Below are 25,752 nucleotides of genomic sequence, written 5' to 3' on the forward strand. Positions count from 1 at the left end.
TTTTTCCTCCTCACTTTAAAATCTTATTCCCATAATAGCAACATCCTATTGCCCCATTAAATTGTGGTTCCTCTATACACACTATCTCCTCGTAATCCTTTTGTAGATATTTTTTTATAGCAGTATTATTGGCCACGCCCCCTGTTAAAACTAACCTTTTCCCTCTAAACTTACTTAGTAGTGGACGAAGCCTTTTATATAATGAATAGTTAACTCCTGCACAAAGTTTATCTATCTCCACACCTTCAGCTATTTTCCCTATTAACTCTGACTCAGAAAACACGGCACAGGTTGAGTTTAACTCCACAGGTTCTTCACAGTACTTGCTCATTTCATCAAGAGATATTTCAAGCACATTTGCCATATTCTCTAAATATCTACCGCAGGATGCAGCACATTTTTCATTAAGCTCTAAATCTGTAATAATTCCCTTTTCTACTTTAACCACCTTTACATCTTGTCCACCTACGTCTAAGAGAATAAAGTCTTTTAATCCAGTTTGATAAATCCCTCCATAAACATGAGCTTTTATCTCATTTATTGGAGTAAAAAGCAATAAATCAGTATTGTTCTTTCCATAACCAGTAGATATTGCTTTATCAACTTTCCCTAAGCCTAACTTTTCCAAATTCACAATAATTTTACCCTGATAGCTACAATAATCTCTGTAAAAACTCATGGTACTTATTTTTTTCTTTGCTACCATATTGTTATCTTCCATGGAAACTATTTTAACTTCTCTACTTCCAAGGTCTATGCCTAGCACTCTCATACTCTACTCTCCTTTAAATCCACTAGCATATCAAGGAAAGCTTCTAACCTTAGCTTTGTCCTTGCATCCAATGTATTTAACTTATCTCCTTCAATATTAAGTATTGGAATATCTAATTTTTCCTTTAATATAATATCTTCCACAGCCCTGTAGCAAAACGCTTGGGTGTAGTGAATTATACCATCTAACTTTCTTTCTTTTATTTGGTTTTTTAATTCTATAATTCTATAATTAACATCATAGGGATAAGTGTAATCATAATACTGATAAAATATATTTCTTGCTTTATCTCCTCTAGGAAAAGCAAATTCCCTTTGCACTTCATTGTATACAAAGTGAGCATTAAATTTTTCAACAAATTCATATATATCACAGGTCATAGGTGGAACTCCTATGTATCCTAACCTTAACTTTTTATTTATCGGTTCTCTTTTCTTAATTTTTTCAATAGCTTTTTTAAGGTCCTCTTCTAATCTATCAATATCTCCATTTAAATCACTTAAGCTTACGGAATATAAATGGTTTTCAAAGCCTGTAGTCTTATTTTCCTTATATGTTAACTTATCAATTTCCTTAGATAATTTTCTAATCTTTGCTAATCTTTTTCTAACCTCTTCTACTGCATCTTCAGTAACATTAAAACTATTCATAAATTTTCTTATTTCATTTTCCACATCCTCTATTTTATGACTCTGCGGATATGAAAAAGGGTGTATTTTTATTCCTTTTAAACTGAGAATTTCTATAAGAGCTTTTGTATTGGAGCAGTCCCCTTCTACAACACCAACTATTTCTTTAATATTTTCCTCTATGCATACTCCATAAATTCCCTTTATCCAAGCACACAAGCTTTTAGGAAAACCATCTCTTTCTGCTATATCTATATATTTAAAATAATCCTTTGAAGTTATAAAAATATTATTTAAATCTATTGGAGTGTATCCTGCTGCAATAAGAACTTCCACTGGTACCGTAGTGGTTAATCCTATTTTCTTCATCATCCTTCCTCCTCACTTTTAAAGATTTTCAAAAATAAAAAAAGGGCGTAAAACGCCCATAAACAAAAAACTACCTAAGCCGGTAGTTACGTCCTAGTTTTGTTTATAGACAGGATGGTTACGAACTGTCTTTATTCTTTTTTATTTATATATTACTATGGCTCATTTACAATGTCAAATATAAGCATCAACTTTGTTATTCATGTAGTTAAATTAAACTATTGTTTCTTTTAAAAGTACACATTTCCCAAGGCACTCCTATTAAAGGGACGGTTCATTTAATATAATTCTATAATTTGCTGCAATTTTTGCATATTCCGTAAAACTTAAGACTATAGTTAATTATCTTAAAATTAAAGTTCTTATCAATTTTATTTTTTATTTGTTCTAAGTTAACATCTTTTACAGGATATACTTTATTACATTTTTTACATATAAAATGAGGATGCTGATATTTATCATTTGGTTCCATTAATTCATACCTAATACCCTCTTCATCAGAATCAAATTTGCATACTATATTGATTCTCTCTAATAATTGCATGGTTCTATAAATCGTTGAAATACCTATTTTAGGATAATCTTTTTTTATAAGCACGTAAATTTCATCAGAAGTTAAATGTTTATATCGATTTTTAATAATAATATCTAATACCTTTTCTCTTGGTTGCGTTATTTTATAGCCTTTTTCTTTTAAACTATTTCTTATTTCTTCCAATAACTCCTGCATAAATATTACTCCTATCTATGATGACATTTATAATAGTGTTTATAATCGCAATTATGATTTTTATGACAATAAAATTTTGAATTTTCTCTTTTGCAGACTTCTTCGGAATATCTTTGAAGTTTTATTTCTGCACTCTTTATTTTTTCAACTGCTATTTCTCTTTCTGATATATTGTAATAATCTCTCATAACTATTTTTTTAAACCAGCGTTTAATTTTTTCTAATTCTTCCTCATTTTCTTCTAGCTCCGAAAATTTAAACTTTTTATTTTCAATTTCTCTATTTATTTCCCGAATAATTTTCTCACACTCTTTTGATAATTCTTCATACTCTTCCTTTCGTGATTTTTCAAACTCAAGCACGATATCATTTTTATCATCTTCATTTATAAATGAAATTTCACTAACAGTAGCCTTACCTTTTAATTTTATAACTTCATATCTTAATTCTTGTAATTTATTAAGTATCTCCTCATTTTTAGGAAGCAATATTATTCCATGTTGAAGATACACTGCACCTAGCTCTTTAATTGCTCTCCAAAAATACACCCTATTTTTAGATGGTTCACTTGGTATTTTATAGCTAAAAGCTAGAAATTTTGTTTTCAATTTAATCACCTCTCTCCTACAGTAATAAAAAATCATCAACATATTTAAATTCAACTTAACATTGAATTTAAACTTTTATATTTCTTCTATAATAAGTTGTTTATTATTAGGAAACATACATTTTTATCCTACTACGTACGTAATTATAAGCTCATTTTTGCTCAGTTAAATCCACGTGTATATTAATATTCAAATTTAATTTTTTCACAATATCATTCTGTATGTTATCCATTAATTCATCGATTTTTGATAAATTTCTATCTGAGACTATCTCTACATGTACAGAACCCCATCTTTTATCTGGCCCATAATCATGAATAACTAAATTATGAATACCACTTATATCCTTATAAGAAAATAGTATGTTTTTTATCTCATCCATAAGTTCAAATGTAATATTTCTTCCAAGTAATAAATCTATACTATTAGCTGCTGATTTAAATCCTGTATATAATATAAATATAGATACAATAATTCCTATAAATCCATCTATAGGAAACTCTGTAAAACTTGATAAAGTTAATGATATAATTGTCGCTCCTGTCGAAAGAATATCAGTTAAACAGTCTAATACATTCAATTTCATTAAAGGTGATTTTATTTTTTCTCCTATTCTTCTATTAAATTTAACCAAAAATACTTTTATTAAGATTGAAATTATTAACGAAATCAGTGCAATATTACTGTATTTTATTGGTTTCGGGCTCAATATCTGCATTAAGGAGTTTTTAATAAATAAAGCACCAAATAACAAAATAAAAATAGAAACTAATAAAGTAAAAATATATTCAATTCTTCCATAGCCAAAAGGATGTTTTTCATCAGCTGGTTTATTGGCAACCTTAAACCCTAAAATTATTACTACCGATAAAAGTGAATCAACTAAGTTATCAAATCCATCAGCCATAATAGATATACTCTGAGATAAAAGGCCAATCATAAGTTTTAAAGTGAATAGGAAAATATTCAAAAGTATATTTACAATGCAAGCAATAATGCCATATTTTTCTCTACCCTTTATATTCTCAAATTCATTCTTCCTGAAAAATTTTCCCAATGTTATCCTCCCCTAATATTTCTAATTATCATCATGAAATATATATTAATTGTAACAGTTGTTACATACAATATATGCTAATTGTAACACTCGTTACATGTAACGTCAATAACATTTTATAATATAAAAAAATAGAAATTCCTTATAATTTTAATTTCATAAAGAATTTCTACTTAACTTTTTCTTATATATTATTTTATTATTATTCCTCATGCCTTTTATAAACTTCATCGGAATATTCTTGTAATCTTACTTTTGCTTTTTCAAACACTTCTTCTGCTTTATCTTTACCTTCCGAATTAAAATAATCTCTTTTAGTAATTTTATCATACCATCGTTGGAGCTTTTTTAGCTCTTCCTCATTTTCTTCAAGTTCAGAAAATTTAAATTTTCCATTTTCAGTTTCACGGTCAAGTTCGTATATAAGTCGTTGACAGTTCTCTTGAAATTCATTATATTCTTCATTTACTTGTTGTTTGAACTCCAATATAATATTTTTTTCATCTTCTTCATTTATAAAATTAAGTTGGCCTAATGTTGATTTTCCACCTAATAAATTAACTTCTTCACGAAGATTCTGTAAAATTTCATATAGGTTTTCTTGATATGGAAATAAAGCTACACCATGTTGCAGATAAATTCCTCCTAGATCTTTAATTATTCTCCAAACATAGACTCTATTCTTAGAGGGTTCACTTGGAATTTTATATGTAAAAGTTAAAAAATTTGTACTCATAAATTATATACTTCCTCTCTATTTTCTAAAAAATCTCTTTTTAAAGAGTATATCATAGAAATAAAGAAATTCTCTTTAATATTTTCCACATTATTAACATCTTTAGCTTTAATTACAGTTACTTCATCAGCTTTAATATTTGTAGAAGCTATATAGAAAATAAAGCTCTCGACTTCTTTATCATTGAAGTTATATAGTTTTTCAAGTCTATTAATATCCTCCTTCTTTCATTTCATTCATCTTAACAACCTGCTTGGTTTCTTCTTTAGCTTCTATATTAAAGGGACGGTTCATTTTTATTGTTATAAATAATATAATTTCATTTAAGATATAATTATGAACCGTNNTCCATTCATATATGCACTTTTGGCGTTCCCCCTCTTGATACATCTCATTATGTGGTGGCAAATCTACTATTTCTTTAAGTTTAAGACCTGACTTCTCACAAGTTATTCTAGACGGAAAATTATCTGGATTACAGGTTATTATCAATCTATCCATTTCATGGGCAATTGCTATCTGTTTAATAATTTTGCAAGCCTTTGACGCATAATTATTACCTCTATAAGCTTGTTCAATCCTATATCCAATATTGCCACCATAATATATATTCTCATTATATCCAATACGAATATCAATATTACCTATGCTATCATCTGAATTGTGCATAGTAATCCTATATTTGTATGTAGGTACATATCCTTTTTCATCATTAGAAGGTGTTTTATCTTCTATTTTTAAGTCAATCTCACCATCTGTTAAAAAATCAAAATCTTTGAACTCAAACATCAGTATCCCCACCCTTTACTTTATTATTAATACCATTATATACCATAACATATATATTCTAGTATAACTAAATCTACTTACAACTTCAAACTATATATGGATATCATCTCCATATGCTTTATTTCAAAATAAAACTTAATAGAACTTTTTATAAAACTCTCGTAAAGCTTTAATAAAAAATAAAAAAGGTATGAAATTTGAATAAGTAAATTTCATACCTTTTAATATATAAACTATCCTAAAATTTTAAATTACATCAGTAGCATTTTTAAATTGGCTTTTATAGAGCTTGGTATAAAAACCTTCTCTATTTATTAACTCTTCATGGCTTCCTCTTTCGATTATCTCACCATCCTTCATTACTAAGATTAAATCAGCATCACGAATAGTGGAAAGCCTGTGAGCTATAACAAAGCTTGTTCTGCCTTTCATCATAGAAAGAAATGCATTTTGTATTTTTATTTCAGTTCTTGTATCAACACTACTAGTTGCCTCGTCAAGTATAAGCATTGGAGGATCTATAAGCATAACTCTTGCTATAGTCAGGAGCTGCTTTTGACCTTCTGAAAGATTTGCTCCTGCCTCCGTAATAACTGTATCATACCCCTCTGGAAGTCTTTTTATAAAGCTGTGAATATGTGCGGCCTTAGCTGCATTTTCAATTTCACTTTCAGTTACATCCTGCTTTCCATAGGCAATATTCTCCCTTATTGTTCCCTCAAAAAGCCAAGTATCTTGAAGAACCATTCCAAATAAAGATCTAAGATTATTTCTTTTAATTTCATATATATCTGTTCCATCAATTAGTATCTTACCCTTATTTATATCGTAAAATCTCATAAGCAAATTAACCATAGTAGTTTTTCCTGCACCTGTAGGTCCAACGATAGCAATAGTGTTCCCCTTTCTTATTTCTGCATTAAAATCATTAATTAAAGGTACCTCTTTTACATAAGAAAAGGATACATTATCAAAAGTTATATTTCCCTCACAATTTGTAATCTTTTTAGTATTTTCTAAATCTGCTGGTTCTGGTGTTTCATCTATTATTGAAAATACCCTCTCGCAAGATGCAAGTGCTGCTTGAAGCTGTGTTGCAACACTAGTTATATTGTTTATAGGTTGTGAAAATTGTGTTGAATAAGTTAAAAAACTTGATATTGTTCCTACACTGAGCCCACCTAAAACTGACAGTAATCCACCAACTACTCCAACTAATACATAAATAATATTATTAACAAATCTAGTTGATGGATTTGTAAGTGATGAATAGAATTGTGCCTGTTGACCACATTTATGAAGTCTTCTATTAATCTCCTTAAATTTTTCTTCTGAACGCTTTTCATAACCAAAAACTTTAACTACCTTTTGATTGCCTATTATTTCTTCAATATATCCATTTAATTCTCCTACAGTTTTTTGTTGCTCTTTAAACATTTTATTTGATCTACTTGTAATGAAAGAAGCTATTATAAAACATAATGGAGTCATAAGTAATATAACTAAAGTTATTTTTACACTTAAAGCAAACATCAATACAAGAGAACTTATTATAGTTACAATTCCAGGATAAAATTGAGTTATACCTTGAAGTAATCCATCGGAAATAGCATCAATGTCATTTGTGAGTCTACTCATTATATCTCCATGTGCATTTACATCAAAATATTTAAGTGGAAGAGTACTAATCTTATCAAAAGCTTCATTCCTTATATCTTTAACAGTCTTAAAAGCTATAATATTTGCTATAACTGTAAATATCCACATAAATAATGAACTAATTAAATATACCACTGCTAAAATAATTATTATTTTAAACAAATTATCAAAATCCACTGTTCCTTTTCCTACAATTTTGTCTATTCCCTTTCCTACAATAAAAGGAATAAATGCCATTAAAATATTACTAATAAGTGCACATATAAGAGATATACTCATGTATATTTTATGATTTCCAATATACTTAAATAATCTAAATAAACTATTCTTTTTCAACTTTATCACTCTCCTTTGAAAGTTGAGAATTACATATCTCTTTATATACACTGCAATTACTGTTCAATTCTTCATGAGTTCCAACAGCTGAAACTAATCCATCATCTAAAACTATTATTTTATCTGCAGCTTTTATTGTGCTCACTCTTTGACTAACCATAATAATGGTCATACCTTTTGTATTCTTTTTAAGATCACTTCTAAGTGCTGCATCAGTAGCATAATCTAGTGCACTTAAACTATCATCCATAATTAATATTTTTGGGTTACCTACAAGAGCCCTTGCTATAGTAAGTCTTTGCTTCTGTCCCCCTGAAAGATTAACTCCTCCTTGAGATATATTTGTTTCATATTTTAGTGGAAGCTTTTCAATAAATTCTGCAGCCCTGCTAATTTCAGCTGCCTTTTTAACTTCTTCTATACTTGCATTTTCTTTTCCCCATCTTATATTTTCCGAAACTGTTCCTGAAAATAAAATTGCCTTCTGTGGTACTACCCCTATTTTATTTCCAAGCTCTTCTTTAGAATATTCCCTAACGTCAGCTCCATTAATTAAAACTTTTCCTTCGCTAACATCATAAAGTCTTGGAATTAAATTTATAAGTGTTGTTTTACCAGAACCAGTACCTCCAATTATTCCAACTGTTTGTCCTGATTCTATTTCAAAGGAAGCATTGTTTATAGAATATTCCTTTGAATTTTTATATGCAAAAGATACATTTTCAAATTTTATTAAGCTAACATTTTCATCTGACTTTCTATCTCTTAGTAAAGCATCATTATATTCTATACTTGGATTTGTATCGAATATTTCATTTACCCGTGAAGCACTTGCAGCAGCTTTAGTAAATATTATGATGAGATTAGCAACAATAATAAGTGCTGATAAAATTAAAGTTGTATAATTTATATAAGCTATAATCTTTCCTGTTGTAATAGCACCATTATTTACTCTAATTCCTCCAAACCATAATATAAATAAAGTTGAAAAATTCATTATTATACTTGTAATTGGACTCGTTAACGCTGAAATCTTACCTACTTTAATTGAAGTATTTGTTTGATCTTCATTTGCACTTCCAAATCTTACCTTTTCATGTTCCATTCTTGAAAATGCCCTTACAACTCTTACTCCGGATAGATTTTCTCTTAATATCAATGCTATTTTATCTAATTTCTTCTGAGCTGTTTTATATAATGGAAGTGATTTACTCATTATCATATATAAAACAAGTGCAAATATAGGAATAGATAAATACATTATTGTTGAAAGCTTAACATCTAAAAACATTACCATTATAATTCCACCAATACATAAAAAAGGAACCCTTATAGCAAGACGAATAAACATTGCTAAGGCTAATTGAAGCTGATTTACATCGTTTATTACACGATTAATTAGTGAAGCTGTACCAAATTCATCTATTTCATTATAAGATAATGTGCCTATTTTCTTAAATAATTCATCTCTTAAAATCGTTCCAAACCCTTGAGATGCTATAGACGCAAAATATTGACAAGTAAAAGAAGATATAACTCCCAATGTAGCCATGAGAAACATTATACCTCCTATTTTCAGGATATACGATGTACTTCCAATTTTTATTCCCTTATCTACAATTAAAATCATAATTGTAGGTATTGATATTTCGAATATAGCTTCTAATAATTTAAAAATCGGCCCTAAAATAACTTGTTTTTTATAGGGTTTAATAAATCTAAATAATTTAAACAAATTTTGACCTCCTTATAAAGCATCTAAAAAATTTATATTATATAATTCACTAGACTTTGATCACAATGAATTATAGGTAGATTGTAGTAATTAGTATAATAGAAAATACACTAACATACTAAACTTATTGCTTTTCAAGATACCTAATATAATTTATATTGAATTATTTTTATATTTCACCTATCATTATATCAAGCATGGATATATATTAAAAATACATAATATATATAGGCTATATACAATTTTTATATGGGAAGTGGATATTATGGATATAAAGCAATTAAAATACTTTTATACAATTGCAGAAGAAGGGCAAATAACTAGTGCTGCAAAAAAGCTTAATATTGCCCAGCCCCCTTTAAGTTATCAGTTAAAAAATCTTGAAAATGAATTGGGAGTAAAACTTGTTGAAAGAGGAAGTCGTAATATTAAATTAACAGATGCAGGACTTATGCTTTATAATCGTGCAAAACAAATATTAGATTTAACAGAAACAACTATAGATGAATTAAAGGATTTTAAAAAAGGCGTTCAAGGAACTTTATCTATAGGAACAGTGTCTTCTTCTGGTGCTTCATTATTAACTAATAGATTAACTGCCTTCCACGATAAATATCCATTTATAAATTTCGACATTTATGAAGGGAATACTTATGAATTATTAGAAATACTAAATAGAGGCATAATTGAAATTGCAATTGTTCGTACCCCTTTTAACACCTCAGATATAAGCCATGTTTATTTATCTTCAGAACCAATGGTTGCTGCCATGGTAGAAAACTTAAATTGGGATAATAATAAAATTATTAATATAGATGATTTAAAAGATAAACCTTTAATAATATATAGGCGATTTGAGAAATTAATCTTAGAAGAATGTCATAAATTAGACTTTGAGCCTAAAGTTTTTTGTAAAAATGATGATGCGCGGACTACTTTATTGTGGGCAAATGCTGGTCTTGGTATAGCTATTGTCCCAAAATCAGCACTTAAACTTATAGGTTCCTCAAATTTATTATATAAAGAAATTGATAACAGTTCTTTATCTACTCAAATAGCTGCAATATGGATGAAAAATGGTTATCTTTCATCTGCTGCAAAGAATTTCTTAAGTACTTTTGCTAATGAATGAAAAAATATAAGGTGCCTTTAAAAACACCTTATATTTTTTATCCATAAATTTAATTTATGTTCCTAATGCTATTTTCTCTTTATCATACCATTTACTTTGTGCTTCATACATTTGTGCATATTTACCCTTTTTCTCCATTAACTCTTCATGATTTCCTATTTCAGCTATTTTTCCATCATCCATAACTATTATTCTATTAGCTATTTTTGCTGAACCTAATCTATGAGTAACAATAATAGAAGTTTTTCCTTCTGACATTTCAGCAAACTTCTTATATATTTTAGTTTCTTCAACAGGGTCTATAGCTGCTGTAGGCTCATCGAGAACTATCATATTATGATCACGATAAAATCCTCTTGCTATAGATATTCTCTGCCATTGTCCACCAGATAAATCTACTCCATCAAATTCCCTAGAGAGCATAGTTTCATATCCATTAGGGAACTTTTCCTCATCAATAATTAAATCTGATTTCGATACTGCCGTTTCTAAATCCGCTTTAAGTTTCTCATCTTCACTTTCTTTCATAGAGCTTATGGTTATATTCTCCTTAAGAGTAATCTTATATCTTTGATATTTTTGAAACACTCCTGATATTCCACTGTATAAAAATTTTGGTGATATTTTAGAGGTATCTATTCCTCCAATTTTCACACCACCTTCTGTAGGTAAATATATTCCTGTCATAAGTTTAACTAAAGTAGTTTTTCCTGCCCCATTTTCTCCAACAATAGCAATAGTTTCTCCAGCTTTTACTTGCAAAGATATATCAGATAAAGATTTTTTATTTGCTCCTGGATAAGCAAAAGACACATATTAATAGATATATCTGGTGTTCCTTTAATTTCTATGTCTTCTCCGCCTCTTTCAGGAATTTCAAGAAATCTTACAAAGTTTCTTACAGTACCTAAATTTCTAGTCATCTCACCTATATGACGGCATATTATTTCTTCCATTACATTAAACATCATCCCTATAGATGAAAATACTGCACCAAAAGCTCCTACTGTTATTTCCCCTTTAAGTAATGCATCAAATAATAAGTAAAGAACTCCCATATACCCTAAAATAGTTATTATCTTCATACTTAATTCCATAAGTACAGAATTTCTTTCCGCTTTCCATATTTTACTGTTCAAAAGTCTTAATGAAGATATATAACGATTTTTGAAGTACTCAAAAGCTCCTAAAAGCCTGGTTTCCTTATAATATTCTCTATCTACCATGCATCTTTCATAATATTCGTATTCCCTTCTTATAGGAGCAGAATCATCTGCAAGCTTTCCAAAAATTTTAACTCTTATAAATTGAGTTAAAGCTACTGGTACAAATATTAATATTAAAGATACAATTAAAATAGGCTTTAGCTTGTAAAGATATACTCCCATAAATATAAAATAAGGAAGATAGAAAGTAAAAATAGTTGAAGCTAACAAAATTAAGTAAATACTGTTGAGCATTCCTTCATCAGCTTTACTTATATCGTCTAAGAATTTGGGATTTTCAAAATCCACAGGATATATTTTCCCAAATTTTTCATTTAGCTTTTTGCCCATTTGACCATATATTTTTTTACTAATATTGTCTCCCATAAAATTATGAATTCCATTCAATACTTGAGAGCCTACTACAGTTAACCCTAAAGCAATTGCCATTAATATTATTTTAGAATCATTTCCTCCAATTGATATTCCTTTTGTAACAGAGTCAAAAAATTTTTGAGTCATAAAGGTTATAGCTCCAATAGAAGTTCCATGGATAATTCCTATTAAACTATACAATAAGAAATATATAGTTGAAGCTGTTAAAACTATTGGAAGAATTCTTCTAATTATCTTAAAAACTGATATATCACTATTCTCATTTTCCTTTATCATAGATACCAACTCCTTTGGCTTTCATACATGTCTGCATAAGTGCCGTTAATCTCCATAAGCTCATCATGAGAACCTTTTTCTACTATAGCCCCATTTTCTATAACAAAGATCTCATTAGCAAGTTTCGTTGACCCAAGTCTATGACTTATGAAAATTGTAGTTCCGCCTCTGCTTATTTCTTCAAATTTCTCATATATATTACTTTCGCTTATTGGATCTAGAGCTGCTGTAGGTTCGTCTAATATTCTTAATGGTGCATCACTTATAATGGACCTTGCCATACCTATACGCTGCCATTGTCCTCCAGAAACATCTAATCCATCACTTTTTATTTTACCTAAATAAGAATTTAAGCCATTTGGAAGTTTCTCTATAACATCTGCTAAATCTATAATGTTTACTATCTTATTTATATCTTCATTACTAAGATCATTGTCCATCTTTCTGATATGCCCTAAAGCAATATTGTCCTTTAAAGTTATAAAATATTTTGCAAAATCTTGATATACTACAGAACATAAAGATTTTAACTTACTATGACTATATTCTTTAATATTTACTCCATTTATTAAAATTTTCCCTTCAAATTCTTCATATAATCCAGTAATAAGCTTAGTAATAGTAGTTTTTCCTGACCCATTAACTCCAACAAAAGCATAATGCTTTCCTTCTTCTATATTAAAAGAAATGTTTTTCAAAATATAATTATCGGTGCCTGGATATTTAAAAGATACATTTTTAAACTCCAATGAGTTTAATTTTATTCCACTTTCATCTGGCTTATCAATTGCACCTTCCCTCTCTTCTAAATTAATAAAATCTGTTAAATCATTTAGGCGCTCTTTATTAGTAGCTAGTTCTTGTGTATAATATGCAAGCTGCCAAGACATCATTTGAACTAAAGAAAAAACTCCATTAACAACAGATATAAACATTCCTATAGTTAGCAGACCTTGCTTTACTGGATTTATAAGAACTATTACTATTAATATAGATATAAGTGCAGTAATTACGCTTCCCATTTTCATCTTTATATACCATTTTACGTTGGTTTTATACTCAATTTTTCTTCCACGCTCATATTCCTGCCACCATTTTTTATTCATTTCATCTGTATAACTAAATAGTGCTCTTTCATCAGCAGCTTCTCTTCCAGTGATAACCTCTTTAAGATATTCATATTTTCTTCTATACTTTGATACTTCCCTATTTACCTCATAGTTTGCCTTACCGCTTTTTAATGCCAATGCAAATAGTGGTATGGATACTGCTAATATAATTACAGCTGACCACCAAACTTGAGTAATGAGCACAAGCAGTATTCCTAATATTCTGATAATAAGCCCTGCCATATCTAGCAAACTTTTATATGCATTTGCACATTGTACTTCTGGGTCCTTTGCAACTCTCGATATTAGATCCCAGGTATCTTTATTTTCAATATGTTTATATTTTAGTTTTGCTCTTTTTTCTGTAATAAAAACTCTAAATTTTTCCCTGAGTTTTATCTCTAGCTTTACCTCAACTAGTTTTATAAGCTGTGATGAAATCCAATTATAAGCAATAAATATTATCACTAAAGTTAATGGTAAGAAAATTTCATTGTAATCAGCTTTTCCATTAACTATTGCCATAGCCACATCTAAAAACTTAGCTGTTGCTATTACCTGCATGGTTGGCACTAATCCTTGCAGAATTTTTTGAAACATTATAACTAAAGCGTACCTAAAATCACAGCTGAAAGGAATTTTTATGATATCCTCCACAGTATACTTTTCCTTCTCCACCTCTCTAATCCCCCTTTATTAGCATAATTGTCTTTTAATTTTAAGATTATTTTGTTGTTTGCATATAATATTCTCTTGAAATACTACCCCTTCCTATGCCTCCATTTAACATAAAAATTTTTCACCACATTCCAAATAATTACATTATATCATATATAATAACAATTATTCCATAAAATATAAATTAGTATTACTGTATTATTCTCATACAACAATCAAATATATTATATTTTCAGATGACTATATTTCTCTTAACATTGAGCATAATTCACACTTTGCCAGTTATTCACCTCAGGGGAACAGCGCGAAGCCCGCAAGGGTTCCCCTGGGGTGCAATATAGTTCGGAACTAACGCCAATGAGCTTAAATTAGAATTGCGGAGATAATCAGTATAATTGAAGTACTGTTTTTAATATCGCAGATATAGTACCATATCATACTTCACCCCTGGGTTTTATCAATTGAGAGTTCACAATTAAGGTAGAAATTATTTCTAAACAAATTAATTTCTTTAAACATATTTTTGACTAGCAATATAAAATTACTAGTGATTATGGCGAACACTGTTCGCCGCTACAGAATAAATTCTAAATTTCTTAGTGGAAACTGGACATATCAATAATTGCGAATTGAATTAAGTTAAGTACTTATTTTCAGATATAGATTACATTTAAAATTGGTCCTCTATGAATATTATCTAATTTTAAATATTATTATGAACCGTCCCCATTTAATTGTTAGAACTTTTTATCCACCACTGTCAAAGCATAGTTTATATTTTCAAAAGCATGATAATAATCATCTCGTCCTTTAAAATATTTTTCTTCAATATCTCTTGGAGTAAGATGCTCATAAATCAATAATCCTGCTTTATCTAAATCACTTTCTAGCTCTAAATATGAATATGCTGTTTTCATAGGTTCACCAGCTGCTTCAGCCATTTTAATCATTGCTTGGACACGATTTGTGGTTCTTTCACTATTGAAAATATCCTCATCTGGATAATCAAATACTAATGAGCTGCCTTTACATGCAATACTAGAAATACTTTTAAACATATTAATTATTTCTTCTCTACTTAAATAATATGTGACTCCTAACCAGCTAAAAAAGCTAAGATTATTTGAATCAAATCCTGAGTCCAATAATGCTTTTTTAAGATCATCTTTTGAAAAATCTACGGGCACAAATTTAAGTGAAGGACTTATCTCCCAGCCTAAATCTTTAATTCTTTTTAATTTTAATTCTTGAGTAGCAGGATGATCAATTTCAAAAATTTTTATTTTCTTTAACAACTCAGGTTTTCTAAAAGCAAAAGTATCAAAACCTGCCCCAAGAATAACATATTGCTTTACACCCATTTTAATAGCATTTTCTAACATATCCTCTGTGTATCTACTTCTTGCTAAAGGTGTTGACGATATTTGTGTTTGTACAATCCATTTAAGCATGGATTCTTCGCTCTTATATACATCTTCATCTTCAGGATCAAAAAACTTAATCCCTTCTATCATGTTCTTAGAAATATTTTTAAGCTCCTCATGTGTAATCATTTTTTCAGCTAAATAATCATTAAATATTTTTGGCTCATCATTTAGCCAATGATATGCTCGTCCAAATCCTGATACAATAGCCGTAAGGCTTGCTTTGTTAACTTCCATAAAATACACTCCTTTAAATTTAAAATATTTTTTAAATAACTATTGACAAATATATTATTATATGATATAATAATATATTATAGTTATTTATAGGAATATATCATTTAAAGTTAAAATTGTCAATGTTTAAAATCTAAAATACAAAAGCCATGAAGCTTAGTTATCTTAACTCTACTTCATAGCTTTTTTTTATATTCTATAATTAACTATATAACTAAATCACTAATCACTTTATATGGACAATTTGCTAATGAGCTATAAAATTGCTCTAATACAAATAGAAGAGCAACCAATAAGTCATTTAATAGTAACTTTGTTGGCTACTTTTATGTTTGTCTATATTTTTTCTTCCCCTTATCATATATAGATATATTTAATAAAATTTATTTAAAGTCATATTTTATTTATTATTTAATGCTGAGAATCTCTTAAATGAGAGTATATTCGTAAATAGTTCTACTATAATGCTTGTTATTTTTCTTTTAATTATATAGATAATGAGAATTATTATGCAACTAAGAAATAAATCTTATGATGACGATAAAATTACGACAGTTGAAGCATATAGTTTATGTAGAATTTTAAATTCAAATCATCTTACTTAAATTATATCAATACCATTATCAAAGCAGAGTTATGTCTAATGTATTTGCAGGTTTCTGCGACTAACTTTATAAAATTCGCCACCTTCATAAAAATCTGAAATCCAACACTTATTTTTGAATTTTTGAAGTAATTGTTTATTAATTTCGTTGATTTCAAGCTTAGGTCTGCCAGTACCAAACAACTTATTATGTTCTTTGGAACCAATCATTTTGATATAGTTTTCACATTCTGATTTTGAAAGCTTATTCATCTGAGTTGTTAAAAGAATAAGTTTATTTTCAATCGATATATCTCCTCTTAAAAGTAAAAATTCAAATAATTCCATTGATAACTCAAGATTTTCTCCAATAATATAATCAAGATATTTCTCACATAACTCATTTAGAACTTCTTTAATAGTATTACTTTGATTTTCATAACTATCTGTTAAAGATAATAATTCTGATACATCAAAATTATGCTGTAATATATATTTTTTTACATCATCTGAATAATTTTTAGATATAACTTGGATAGATTTATTAGTATGTGAAATCAAATCAACTTTAAAATTATCATCTATATTTAGAGCTAAAATACAAAGCAATTCATTATAAGAAATATGTTCATTCTCAATTACATCTGCTATATATTCAGAAATATTATACTCTATAAAATATATAAATTGAGATTTATAAGATTTACGCATAAGTCTAACATTTTCAGCTGTCATTTCAATAACACCTAATTCTATTAAAATGCTTACTTTCTCCTCAGGTATCTCTTCAATAGTGAATTCTGTATACACATACTTAAGCTCTGCAAGAATATTTCTATACTTATCATTAATAAGTGTTTTACAAATAATTACATCATCAAATAATAGCGATGCAGATTTTTCTCCAAAGCTTTCATCAACATTCTCTAAAGAAAATCTAAGAATTTTAGTATCGCTATTAATAAAACGAACTAAATCTTCGCTTAATCCCTTACCACTTTTGAAATAGTACTGTAAAATATTGCCTTCAGAGTATTGCACTAATTTCTTTTGTAAAATCAAATCCCATAAACTTTTTTCATGAACAGTCTCAAGCCATTCTAACTGTGTTTGTAAATATTCTACATAATCCTTTTTCTTAGAAAGTTCAATATCTATATTATTTATAATTTGCAACACTGCTTGCGGAGTATCAGTTATAATACCATCACAATTATCTATTATAATTGCCATGTATTGGCCAATATTCTCATTCACGTATTCAAAAAGTTTTGATGTTTTATCTGCTATTACAAGTGAGTAGTTTTTATTCCGAATGTCATTTTCACTTTGTACATTATAAATTTGTTTTAACATCATAGAAATATTTTCAAATGTAAATTCATATAATTTATTTTGATAAATAGCATTAAATAAATCCTTATGCGATTTTTCATAATCTAAGCTTTTAAATTTGATGGATAACCGTAGAAACTCATCTATAAGTTTTTCTACTTTAGGATTCTCAACATCTAAAAAATGAGGATCTGAAGATATAATTTCAGATAAAAAATTATTAGTATTCACTAAATCTATATCCTCGCTATTGCAATAATACAGTGTCAATGCAGTATATTCTTTTTTCTGTTCATAAGAGAACTCTGAGCGTTCAGCAATATCAGTTAAAAATAACGGCCAATAATGATTTATTGTTTTAACGTATAAAATCGGATCTTTCGCAATATTAAAATATCCTTCCATAAATATAAAGTGTTTTATATTTTTTAATTGCTCGATAAATCTGATTAAATACTGTTTGTTATCATTTGAAGTGTCTAAAATGTAATTAAATAAAGTGAAANNAGTGAAATTTAAACTTTCAATTTCGTCAAAGTCTACTTCCCTCAGCATCGAAAGTACTAACTTAGGATTATCAATCTTATAAGACCAATCTTTTGCTTTCTTATCAGTAACACTACGCAAAAACATTTTATCATTTGTTGTTAGACTATTAGGGTAAAAGTAGGTCATATAATCTTCATAAGTTTCATCAATATATCCATTTCGTATCAAATACTTAATTAAATCAAAATAGTGACTTGATTTAATCTCTTTGAAGTTATTTTCTTCATTAAGAAAATTCTTATAGTTTATATTAAATATGATATCTATATTTTCTCTAGTAACTATGTTTCTTACCCTTCGATTTTTTAAAGCTAATTTTTGAGTTTCCAACTCTGGAATTTCACTTTTTAAAGAATCTATTTGCTTATTTTGAATTAGCTCAATTCTTTCTTTTCTATCAATATACTCATTATTGCTAGTATCAATATAAGAATCACCATAATAATTAGTTCTTTTGTAAGTACTGTTTAGCTCATCAATGTTATGTAAATATTCCTTATCACATAATTCAACTTTTTGCCTTATTTGCTTAATTTGTTCATTAATTTTGTCAATCTCATCTTCAATGATTTCATCTTTACTATTAAATAGTGTAGAAACGAATCCCTTATTTAACTGAGTTTCACTAAAATCACGTGGAAATATATTCTTGTAAACAACCATTGCAAGAAGTTTGTTGTAATCTTGCTCAGTTGTTCCAATTCTATTGTAATATATCATAAATTCATTATATATATTTTTTAGAATTCTCATATCATCAACATAAAGGGAAATGCCCTGTAAAAAATGCTCATCAAATTTTCCAAAAACTTCTCCTTTTTTTAAATGCGAAATAAATTGATCATAAGAGTTAGAACTATCTATTACAGGTACAATTGGCATAATAAAATCAAAGAATTTAGTACGATCTTTAGATATAAAAATATCATCTCTAAGCAAATAGAAAAAACGTAATGGCTTTTTATTTTCTTTTGCACGTTTTGAATTAATAAGTGTATTTACTTCACGCAAGCGTTGAAAAATTTGATTTACATTATATCTATCCATATCTTCAAATACAATAACATCAGCATCTGCATTATCAAAAAGATATAGTACTTCATTTAGATATTTATCAAAATATGATTCATCATTTTTTTCAAATATCTCTATTTCATTTCCTTGGACAGAAAAACGCTTAAATAAACTTTTATTTTTCTGTGTTTTTATTAAACTATAAAGCGATGCACTAACTATTGCAATAACAATTAATCCACTAAATAACAAGCTGATACTTTTTGTTGTTAGTTTAAGAAATTTTAAAAACTTAATTTGCGATAGACTATTTGCCAAGTTGCCCCATTCAGAATAGAAACAAATATGAAAAGAACAAAGCAAAAAAATCATTGTTATTATAGTTATCTTAAAAATGTTCTTATCTGATATTTTTTGTTTAACTCTAAAATTTGTTTGAGGTATTTTCGATACATCAATTTGGTGCAGCAGTTGGTTTAGTATTTTTCCCTCTAATATTGATTCTTTAACAAAAGAAGTATTACTATTTTCTTTGGCCTCCGCATCATCATAATTTGGATCTTTACTATTATTCTCAATTTTAGAGTTTTGTTGTTCAGCGGTTTCAAAATTGGCAAGTGAAATATGTACAAAATCTAGTTCTTTATGCTTTTCTTTATATGACTCAATAATGCTACTTTTTCCAGCACTATAAGCACCGGAAATAGCAATATTTCTAATATCATTATTTTGAAATACAAAGTCCAACGCATCGCTGTATATTTTAAGTTCTGCATCTTTAACTGGAGTAAGTTTTTCAAAGTGTATTTGGCTCATTTTTATCCTCCATTAATTCTTAAAATAACTATATCTCATATATTTTATCATTTTGAAAGATTATATAATTTCATTTTTAATAATCTATAGAACATATCATTATTTTTCTAATATTACTTCACACCGCCATAGAATATTTTACTTCATTATTTAAAATCTTCTTCTCGAAATGTCGACTTTTAATTTCTTTAGAAATGCATAAGTACTTCTACTTGATTTTTTATCGAGTATAGCTCCATTTGGTAACCATATTGAGTTTTTTCAGCGATACCATAACATATTATAAGTGAATTCTTTATTTTATCTAATGAGTTAGCATTTTTTTCAACATACTTATAATTTATAAATAAATTAAAATTCTTAGAATTTTTATACTCTGGATTTTTCCCCTTGGTCATAGGTATTATATAATTACCATCTTTCTCTATAAGTTTACTAATGGTACCTTTAATGATACATATAGCTTCATTACCACCATTTTGATCTATTATATCAATTATCTCATCTTGAGTTTTAATTATATCTTTTATACTAATTTGTGTTCCATCTTCAACTAATAATTTCAAATCTTCATATTCAGGTTTAATGTTAAATTTATTCTTAGAATCTAAGAGATTCTTAATTTGATAAATAAATTTCTGAATCGTTTTTCCTCCATATGTTTTTGCTCTCTTGTCTCTTGAAACAGAAGGAGAAGTCTGTGGATGATTTAGTCTCATTGACCTTGGTAGTATTGTAGAAACAAGTACTTCTAGATCAATATCACCTTTAAAAGTATTCTTTTGCTTTTCCGCATTAGGAACACAGCAATCGTTTTTATGATTTGTATTTGGCCAGTTTTTGAAATGTGGATCATCATGTGACTTACCTCTTGAGAATTGAACTCGCGAATTACAAAATATACATTTAAAATGCCTTCGATCTTCATCAGTGTATGAATCATAATTCTCATCAATTTCAATGGCACTCACAGGTTCTTCAAGATTTCGATACCTAGCATGGCTCATTCTAGACAAAGATAATCATCTCCTTTTTTATTTTTAAAGTTTTAATAATAGATTTAATTTCAATTATTTTTCTAAATTTTAAAAAATAATTGTTAAATTGCTTGGTATTTTTAAATTATTCACTTTACTAAGCATAGTAAAGTATACAGATTATTTTTGCATAAAGCTAAATTTTAGTCTTACAGCAATCTTGATAAAAAATATTGTTACTTATAGTAAAGTTTACTGTATCATATTCTAAACTTTATTCAGCATTTATATTTTCTCTAATCATCCCAGCTTCCCAATATAGATATTATCAACTGCACACAATAAACTATATTATAAATTTTCTATATATCTATAGAACTGCAATACTAAAGTTTTACTTCTAGCCTGTATTATTATATTTTTTAATAACACACTTAGCTTTGTATTCTACAAAATTGTAAATATACCTTCCTAATTCCCCCAAATATTCCAACATATTTTTTACTTTTTGAAAAAACATATAAATTATCAACATTTTTTTAATTTAACTTATCATTTATCTACTTTATAAAATAAAAAAGACCATGAAGTTATTTAGCTATAAAAGCTTTCTTCATTGTCTTTTTTTATTTATATTTAGTTTATTCTAATACTTTAATTGTATTAATTATTCTATTATTTTAGTTAAGTAAATAGGTATTGCTGCGAACTATACTGTACCTCAGGGGAACCCTTCCAGGGCTTCACTACTGTTCCCCAGAGGTAGTAGAATACTATTTTATACTGTTATTAAAAGTTAAAGCTATTCTCATTAATTTGTAGCACTTTACTCTTTATATACTTTACCTCTATGCACAAAATATTTTGCTATTTCAACTATTATTAAAGGAGCTATAGATAATACTGTTACAAGTATCCAATGATTCCAAGATAAAGGAACTACGCTAAATAAATTTGCTAGTGGTGGTATGAAGCAAATCATGAACATAATTACCATAGATCCTGCAACTCCTTTTAAAACTGCCATATTAGAGCTAAATTTAATTTTAAATAGTGAGTATTTACTTCTACAGTTGAATACATGAACTATTGATGAGAAAGCCATAACTAAGAAGCACATTGTAATACCAACCTCTTTTGATGGCAATATTGTATCTGAAATTTTTACAAAGTCTCCAATGTAATAGGCATATAGGGTTAATATAGCAAACATTATAGCCTGCAGAATTATTTTAATTCCAACTTTATCTGCTAGTATGCTTTTATTTCTGTCTATAGGCTTTCTAGCCATTATATCATTATCAGCTTTTTCTTTGCTCAAACCAAATGCAGGAAGTGCATCAGCCACTACATTTATTAATAATAATTGTATGGCTAAAATAGGTGAGCCCCATCCCACTAAGAATGAAAGGAATACTATAATAACCTCAGCCACATTACAGCTTAAAAAGAATTCTACAGTTTTTCTAATATTATCATAAATGCTTCTTCCTTCTTCTACTGCATCTATTATAGTTGAAAAATTATCATCAGTTAAAATCATATCTGAAGCATCTTTAGCTACATCTGTACCTGTTATGCCCATTGCACAACCTATATCAGCAGCTTTTAATGCTGGTGAATCATTAACACCGTCACCGGTCATTACAACAACTTCACCGTGACTTTGCCATGCCTTTACAATTCTTATTTTATCCTCAGGACTTACCCTAGCATAAACTGAATATTTTCTAATTTTTTTTGAAAATTCGTCATCACTTAGAGTGTTTAACATTTCACCAGTTATTGCTTCATCATTATTCTCTAATATTCCAAGTTCTTTAGCTATTGCCGTTGCAGTTAAGATGTGGTCTCCTGTTATCATAATAGTTCTTATTCCAGCCTCTTTAGCTTTTTCTACAGAAGATTTCGCCTCTTCTCTAGGTGGATCAATCATTCCAATGAGACCTAATAAGGATAAGTTATTTTCTAAAACCTCATTAGTTAATTCCTCTGGCAACTCAGTATAAAATTTGTAAGCTATTGCAATTACTCTTAATGCAGATTTGGCAAATTTATCATTTGCAGTTTTAGCATGCTCAAAATCTCCTTCTATACATTTTGGAATTAGTACATCGAAGGCACCTTTAACTATTACGCAATAATTGCCTTTATCACTCAGATTACTATTTCGAATATCGTGAACTGTTGTCATTAACTTTCTTTCAGAATCAAAAGGAAGCTCATGAATTCTTGGGATTTCATTATCTAATTCATCCTTAGATAATCCATTTTTTTGAAAAGCTGCAATTATAGCAGTTTCTGTAGGATCACCAATGTGCTTTTCTGCTCCATTTACTATATCTACTTTTCCATTACAGCATAATGTGCCAAGCTTTAATACATCTAAAGCTTCTTCAGTTATAGAGTTTGTTGTGTCTACAATTTCATTTCCATGATGCCATACACTTTTTACTGTCATTTTATTTTGAGTTAATGTCCCTGTTTTATCAGAGCAAATTATTGACGCACTTCCCAAAGTCTCAACTGCAGGCAATCTACGTATAATAGCATGTTTTTCTACCATTTTAGTTACACCAAGGGCCAAAGATACTGTTACAACACCTGTTAGCGACTCTGGTATAGCTGCTACAGCTAATGAAATAGCAGAAATAAACATTTCTGACGGACTCTCTCCGTGATATATCCCAATGAAAAACAAAATGGTACAGGCGATAATTGCGCCAATAGTAATGGTTTTACCTAAACGCAAAAATTTTTCTTGTAAGGGAGTTCTTTTAGTTTTTTCATTATTTAAAAGAGATGCTACTTTACCCATTTCAGTATCCATACCTGTTTCAGTAACAACAACTTTACCTCTTCCATAGGTAACAACGCAACCTGAATAGACCATATTAAATCTATCTCCAATAGGAGCATTTTCTTTTACTATAGCAGTAGCACTTTTTTCTACTGGTATACTTTCTCCAGTTAAAGGTGATTCTTCAACTTTTAAGTTAGTACTTTCAATAATTCGTCCATCAGCTGATATGGAATCACCAGATTCAAGGACAACAATATCACCTGGAACTATAAGTACTGATTTTATTTCAATTATATTACCATTTCTAATAACTTTGGAATAGTGCGCATTTATATCCTTTAAGGAATCAAGCGCTGCTTCAGCATTTTTTTCTTGTACAGCACCTAATAAAGCGTTGATTAATACTATTATTAGAATTAAAGCGCCTTCTACATAGCTACCATCACCCTTTGAAGCTAAGAAAAAGGACAGTGCTGATGCAAAAATTAGCATTATTATCATAAAATCCTTTAGATGCAAAATAACTCTTGTTATAAATCTTATAGGTTTTTTTTCTGTAAATTTATTATATCCATATTCTTCTTTAGCAATTTCTACTTGATTATCATCTAATCCTCTTTTCGGATTAGTATTAAGATTTTCATAGATTTTATCTAAATCTTTTGTGTAATTCATCGGAAACGCTCCTTTCTTTTGCGGCTCAGAAATAGTTTTCTGTCGGTAAAAATAGTTTTATTGATAAAAAATCTAGATTTTAATATACTATATATAACTATTAAATAAATTTAGCATTTTTGATATTTTTAATAGTATTATAATTAATTATTCTGTTCAATATACAGAATTTTAAATCTGTAAAAAATTTTACAAGAAGGTGAAAAATGTACAATTATTTTGATAAACTTAACAATGTAAAAATAACCAAATCCCACCTTAGATTACATGAAGCACTAATTACCTTAGTAGAAGAAAAAGAATTAGATAAGATTACTGTAAATGATCTTTGCAATAAAGCCATGGTAAGTAGAGCAACTTTTTATAATCATTTTGAAGATAAATATCATCTTTTATGCTTTACCATATATTACATGAAAAAAGAAATAATAGCTTCAGAGCAGTTAATTTCCGACTTTAGTAAAGGCGAGGCTATACATGTAATCCTATCTTATATCAATAAAAATAGAAATTTTTTCAAAGGTCTCCTTTCATCACATGATACTAGATTAATGCTAGGTACATTACACGACCTCACTGTACCACAGTATTTATTGATGTTAGATGCTTGCGAAAAAAACGGAAATAAATTTATTGTTAGTTCAGACTTTTTATCAGAATTTTTTTCTGGTGCCTTCATTTCAATTGTGATTAGATGGCTTAAGGATGATAACCCTAAAACCATAGACGAATTAACTTTTGAAATCGACAAAGTTACTGATTTACATTTGTACTTTGACAATCCTAATTAAACTATCAATATAAGTATCCCTAAATTCTTTATATTTTATTAGTATACATACATAAAAATATTTAAAATATAACTTATCTTGTTTTCATCTAAAAACCCTATAGAATAGATTTTTAGTTCTATTTTATAGGGCTTATATTATAGGGTTCCTTAATGAAGATTTAACTTATGCATGATTTTAATTTCCATGACAAAAATTCTTTTCTACGAATAAAAAATTAAGAATGAAGGATGAAGAATTATGGTTAAAACTCCACCGCCAAAGCCTTTGGAGTTTTATTAAAGTAAATTTTATTTTAAGAAATTCACCTTTAGTGAATTTCATCCTAAATT

19 protein-coding genes are annotated in these 25,752 nt (G+C 28.3%); 2 read left to right on the forward strand and 17 right to left on the reverse strand.

Annotated features, from left to right (window positions below):
• Window positions 1-10: 10 nt before the first annotated feature.
• The 10 genes from B2W91_RS09900 to B2W91_RS09940 form a co-directional block, all read right to left on the reverse strand.
• A complete protein-coding gene (locus tag B2W91_RS09900; protein ID WP_291580422.1) occupies window positions 11-772 on the reverse strand; it encodes an acyl-CoA dehydratase activase in 762 nt (253 codons plus the stop codon).
• Window positions 769-1,770, reverse strand: a complete 1,002-nt coding sequence (locus B2W91_RS09905; RefSeq protein ID WP_291580423.1) for a 2-hydroxyacyl-CoA dehydratase family protein — start codon at window positions 1,768-1,770, stop codon at window positions 769-771. The genes B2W91_RS09900 and B2W91_RS09905 overlap by 4 nt, the downstream gene beginning before the upstream one ends.
• Before the next feature lie 289 nt (window positions 1,771-2,059).
• On the reverse strand, window positions 2,060-2,500 hold the full coding sequence (locus tag B2W91_RS09910) for a Fur family transcriptional regulator (RefSeq protein ID WP_291580424.1): 441 nt from the start codon (window positions 2,498-2,500) through the stop codon (window positions 2,060-2,062).
• A gap of 11 nt (window positions 2,501-2,511) precedes the next feature.
• The gene (locus B2W91_RS09915) at window positions 2,512-3,108 is read right to left on the reverse strand and encodes a Chromate resistance protein ChrB (protein ID WP_291580425.1); all 597 of its coding nucleotides are present in this window, start codon (window positions 3,106-3,108) and stop codon (window positions 2,512-2,514) included.
• Between the two features lie 151 nt (window positions 3,109-3,259).
• Window positions 3,260-4,165: a cation diffusion facilitator family transporter gene (locus B2W91_RS09920; RefSeq protein WP_291580427.1), complete on the reverse strand. Its 906-nt coding sequence runs from the start codon at window positions 4,163-4,165 to the stop codon at window positions 3,260-3,262.
• 202 nt (window positions 4,166-4,367) lie between these two features.
• Window positions 4,368-4,901, reverse strand: a complete 534-nt coding sequence (locus tag B2W91_RS09925; protein WP_039633709.1) for a Chromate resistance protein ChrB — start codon at window positions 4,899-4,901, stop codon at window positions 4,368-4,370.
• On the reverse strand, window positions 4,898-5,116 hold the full coding sequence (locus tag B2W91_RS21035; RefSeq protein WP_414633117.1) for a DUF4358 domain-containing protein: 219 nt from the start codon (window positions 5,114-5,116) through the stop codon (window positions 4,898-4,900). Before B2W91_RS21035 ends, B2W91_RS09925 begins: the two co-directional genes overlap by 4 nt.
• Entirely contained in the window at window positions 5,112-5,690 is a 579-nt protein-coding gene (locus B2W91_RS09930) for a GNAT family N-acetyltransferase (protein ID WP_291580429.1), read from the reverse strand. Before B2W91_RS09930 ends, B2W91_RS21035 begins: the two co-directional genes overlap by 5 nt.
• A gap of 246 nt (window positions 5,691-5,936) precedes the next feature.
• On the reverse strand, window positions 5,937-7,685 hold the full coding sequence (locus tag B2W91_RS09935; protein ID WP_291580430.1) for an ABC transporter ATP-binding protein: 1,749 nt from the start codon (window positions 7,683-7,685) through the stop codon (window positions 5,937-5,939).
• Window positions 7,672-9,420, reverse strand: a complete 1,749-nt coding sequence (locus B2W91_RS09940) for an ABC transporter ATP-binding protein (protein ID WP_291580431.1) — start codon at window positions 9,418-9,420, stop codon at window positions 7,672-7,674. Before B2W91_RS09940 ends, B2W91_RS09935 begins: the two co-directional genes overlap by 14 nt.
• 265 nt (window positions 9,421-9,685) lie before the next feature.
• On the opposite strand from B2W91_RS09940, the gene B2W91_RS09945 reads away from it, so the two are divergent.
• Complete coding sequence (locus tag B2W91_RS09945) at window positions 9,686-10,552, forward strand: LysR family transcriptional regulator (protein ID WP_291580432.1); 867 nt, start codon at window positions 9,686-9,688, stop codon at window positions 10,550-10,552.
• A gap of 54 nt (window positions 10,553-10,606) precedes the next feature.
• On the opposite strand, the gene B2W91_RS09950 is transcribed toward B2W91_RS09945, so the two are convergent.
• The 7 genes from B2W91_RS09950 to B2W91_RS09975 all read right to left on the reverse strand — a co-directional run bounded on the left by B2W91_RS09950 (window position 10,607) and on the right by B2W91_RS09975 (window position 24,629).
• Window positions 10,607-11,314 (reverse strand): ATP-binding cassette domain-containing protein, encoded by a 708-nt coding sequence (locus B2W91_RS09950; protein WP_291580433.1) that lies wholly within the window; start codon window positions 11,312-11,314, stop codon window positions 10,607-10,609.
• Window positions 11,305-12,429 carry a hypothetical protein gene (locus tag B2W91_RS09955; protein WP_291580434.1) on the reverse strand — a complete coding sequence of 375 codons (1,125 nt, stop codon included), beginning with the start codon at window positions 12,427-12,429 and terminating at the stop codon, window positions 11,305-11,307. Before B2W91_RS09955 ends, B2W91_RS09950 begins: the two co-directional genes overlap by 10 nt.
• On the reverse strand, window positions 12,426-14,216 hold the full coding sequence (locus B2W91_RS09960; protein ID WP_291580435.1) for an ABC transporter ATP-binding protein: 1,791 nt from the start codon (window positions 14,214-14,216) through the stop codon (window positions 12,426-12,428). Before B2W91_RS09960 ends, B2W91_RS09955 begins: the two co-directional genes overlap by 4 nt.
• A 737-nt stretch (window positions 14,217-14,953) precedes the next feature.
• Window positions 14,954-15,877, reverse strand: a complete 924-nt coding sequence (locus B2W91_RS09965; protein WP_291580436.1) for a class I SAM-dependent methyltransferase — start codon at window positions 15,875-15,877, stop codon at window positions 14,954-14,956.
• A gap of 640 nt (window positions 15,878-16,517) precedes the next feature.
• Window positions 16,518-20,174 carry a hypothetical protein gene (locus B2W91_RS20915; protein WP_349680802.1) on the reverse strand — a complete coding sequence of 1,219 codons (3,657 nt, stop codon included), beginning with the start codon at window positions 20,172-20,174 and terminating at the stop codon, window positions 16,518-16,520.
• A 188-nt stretch (window positions 20,175-20,362) separates the two neighbouring features.
• The gene (locus tag B2W91_RS09970; RefSeq protein ID WP_291580437.1) at window positions 20,363-21,190 is read right to left on the reverse strand and encodes a hypothetical protein; all 828 of its coding nucleotides are present in this window, start codon (window positions 21,188-21,190) and stop codon (window positions 20,363-20,365) included.
• Window positions 21,191-21,977: 787 nt separating this feature from the next.
• Complete coding sequence (locus B2W91_RS09975) at window positions 21,978-24,629, reverse strand: cation-translocating P-type ATPase (RefSeq protein ID WP_291580438.1); 2,652 nt, start codon at window positions 24,627-24,629, stop codon at window positions 21,978-21,980.
• A 206-nt stretch (window positions 24,630-24,835) separates the two neighbouring features.
• Here B2W91_RS09975 and B2W91_RS09980 point away from each other — a divergent pair, with 206 nt between their 5' ends.
• Window positions 24,836-25,420, forward strand: a complete 585-nt coding sequence (locus tag B2W91_RS09980; RefSeq protein WP_291580439.1) for a TetR/AcrR family transcriptional regulator — start codon at window positions 24,836-24,838, stop codon at window positions 25,418-25,420.
• The last annotated feature ends 332 nt before the right edge of the window (window positions 25,421-25,752 follow it).

The sequence above is a fragment of the Clostridium sp. UBA6640 genome (genome assembly GCF_002455975.1).
Taxonomy (GTDB): Bacteria; Bacillota; Clostridia; order Clostridiales; family Clostridiaceae; genus Clostridium_J.

Excerpts from the sequence above, each read along its gene's own strand:
- B2W91_RS09975 (WP_291580438.1), bottom strand. The coding sequence starts at position 24,629 with ATGAATTACACAAAAGATTTAGATAAAATCTATGAAAATCTTAATACT.
- B2W91_RS09910 (WP_291580424.1), bottom strand. The coding sequence starts at position 2,500 with ATGCAGGAGTTATTGGAAGAAATAAGAAATAGTTTAAAAGAAAAAGGC.
- B2W91_RS09900 (WP_291580422.1), bottom strand. The coding sequence starts at position 772 with ATGAGAGTGCTAGGCATAGACCTTGGAAGTAGAGAAGTTAAAATAGTT.
- B2W91_RS09955 (WP_291580434.1), bottom strand. The coding sequence starts at position 12,429 with ATGATAAAGGAAAATGAGAATAGTGATATATCAGTTTTTAAGATAATT.
- B2W91_RS09905 (WP_291580423.1), bottom strand. The coding sequence starts at position 1,770 with ATGAAGAAAATAGGATTAACCACTACGGTACCAGTGGAAGTTCTTATT.
- B2W91_RS09980 (WP_291580439.1), top strand. The coding sequence starts at position 24,836 with ATGTACAATTATTTTGATAAACTTAACAATGTAAAAATAACCAAATCC.
- B2W91_RS09945 (WP_291580432.1), top strand. The coding sequence starts at position 9,686 with ATGGATATAAAGCAATTAAAATACTTTTATACAATTGCAGAAGAAGGG.
- B2W91_RS09925 (WP_039633709.1), bottom strand. The coding sequence starts at position 4,901 with ATGAGTACAAATTTTTTAACTTTTACATATAAAATTCCAAGTGAACCC.
- B2W91_RS09965 (WP_291580436.1), bottom strand. The coding sequence starts at position 15,877 with ATGGAAGTTAACAAAGCAAGCCTTACGGCTATTGTATCAGGATTTGGA.